Annotated in this window: 2 protein-coding genes; both read left to right on the top strand. The window is 42.0% G+C overall.

The annotated features are described in order from the left end of the window. Positions 1-186 precede the first annotated feature (186 nt). Positions 187-465 (top strand): CopG family ribbon-helix-helix protein, encoded by a 279-nt coding sequence (locus R7035_RS25085; protein ID WP_169696687.1) that lies wholly within the window; start codon positions 187-189, stop codon positions 463-465. Continuing rightward, a complete protein-coding gene (locus tag R7035_RS25080; RefSeq protein ID WP_140184568.1) occupies positions 453-743 on the top strand; it encodes a type II toxin-antitoxin system RelE/ParE family toxin in 291 nt (96 codons plus the stop codon). Before R7035_RS25085 ends, R7035_RS25080 begins: the two co-directional genes overlap by 13 nt. Positions 744-2140 lie beyond the last annotated feature (1397 nt).

The raw sequence follows: 2140 nt of genomic DNA, 5'->3' as shown, positions 1-2140 counted from the left end.
GACCATGCAAGTAAACAACTTGACGCAGCAGCTCCAGTCGTTGGAAAAGCAATACAGCAAGAGCAGTCGTTAGCACGCCAAAATCGCAGAAGTCAGAATATCGGATTTAATCGTTAGTTCATTGGCTAAACGGATGAACTTTGCTAAGGTATTACCTAGTAATACCCTTTAAGTTTAGGACTTGTTATGGCTACTCCAACTTCTATAAAACTCGATGAGACTTTGAAAAATCGAGTGCAAAATTTAGCAAACTCTCAACAGCGCACAGCTCATTGGATTATGAAAGAGGCGATCTCTCAGTATGTCGAACGAGAAGAAAAGAAAGAGGCATTTAGACAGGATGCCTTGAACGCTTGGGATGAGTATCAGATGACAGGTTCGCACTTAACGGCTAGCGAAGTTGAAAATTGGTTGGGTTCTTGGGGGAGTGAGGATGAGGTAGAAACGCCTAAATGTCACAAGTGATTTATACCCCGTCAGCCATTCGAGATTTAGACCGAATCAGAGAGTTTTTAAAGGCTAAAGATCCGAGGGCAGCAGCCAGAGCAGGTCTAAAAATTATCAGTAGCATGAGAGAGGTTGCTAAAGCTTCCTCAATTGGAAAACCGATCGAAAATATGCCCCAAGAATTTCGAGACTGGATTATTGAGTTTGGGAAATCTGGTTATGTGGCTAGATATCGTATTTCTGGAGATAAGATTGTGGTTCTTGCCGTTCGTCACCAGAAAGAGGTCGGATTTTAGCAAAGATGCCATCGACAAGATGAATACATAGGAAAAACGCCCTTAGAGGGCGTTTTTTGTTTCAATTGAATAGCGATCTTTTTGTCCTGTAAATCGTTCTGAAACCGTCACAAACTTTCAAAGTGTTTCAGGGGCGTCTACGCTAGGTTTTCTTGCTAAAACAGCGTGTAGAGCGTTTTAGAGTGTCGGAAGCATGGTTTCTGATGCCTAACTTACGGATTTACCATAATAGGAATAAGCGGCACCAAAATTGTTTGGCTTAATTTCATCATTAATTTCATCAATTGTTCGGAAGGGGTATTCATGCCGAACAATTGATGAAGAAAACATGCTGACAGTGTTGGCACTGGCATTTTGTTTGCTTTCTTTTGAAAAAAGCCCTTTCAGGAAATGTTCTTTTTATTCGGGCAATAGCTCGCTCTTTTTTGCATTTAGGACATGTATAAGCAAATATCATTTGTATCCTTACTTAGAAGCAGTATCTCATTTTTTTGGGGATTTTATTCTTACTGTGAATATAAATAAAGTTGAATTCCGTGCTGAATTGAGCATAAATCTCGTTGTGTTAAGTGCTCATTTACCATAACGGCACTTTGTACGAACTGAACGATAGAACCCAAAAGGTCGCCAAAACAGGCGACCTTTTTTACAACTGGCAGATATGAAAAACGCCTCCCAATGGGAGGCGTTTTTCTTGAGGATGTTCATTACCTTAGAAAAGGATCGTTGAGATCCCAGCTCTTTGGTTGTAATCTCAATCCCCAGATATGACAAAACCAGCTTTGGCGAGCTGGCTTTGTTCGGAATACTTACTAGTTTTGCCGACTGGGTAAGTCCTTTCATGATAGCCATATCATCTAAGCACTTCAAGTATTCCTGCACTCTGTTTGGACTCAAGATGTTTTGGACAGAGCGATGCGTATCAGTCACCGACCAAGGGAAGTTCCAAAGGTGACAGGTAAAGGCACTAATCAAAACTTGCGAAAGCACGATAAAACCGCTCTCTTGTAGCTGCTAGAGAGAGAACTGCGGAAAAGGAATAATTGATTAGTGTTGTGAGACTGGAATGGGGGCGTAAAGCCTTACTCACAGCGCAGGGCAGCCCGAAAGGGAAGAGACTTACCCAATCTGAAAGCGACCAAAAATATACCCAAATCACTCATAAATTTGAGTCGAAATGGGTAGGGGTCGGCGCAGCCGAAAGGGCGGTGTGCGCTAGCTCGTCTAGCATCCTTATCGTTTCTTTGGCGATCCTTTGAGATTAGTCTATTTGTCTCATTTGCATTTCTTTTTCTTACTTCTTATCTTTTTTATTTAGAGCATAAGCAAGGCTACACAAAGACCCCTCCACTTCGTTACGTTGTCATTGTGCCTTGTAAGGGACGCTACGCTCCCTT

The sequence above is a fragment of the Vibrio sp. 1731 genome, assembly GCF_033339955.1.
In the GTDB taxonomy this organism is placed as follows: Bacteria; Pseudomonadota; Gammaproteobacteria; order Enterobacterales; family Vibrionaceae; genus Vibrio; species Vibrio alginolyticus.
Note: the sequence above shows the minus strand (reverse complement) of the source record. Positions and strands in the feature narration are given on the sequence as shown.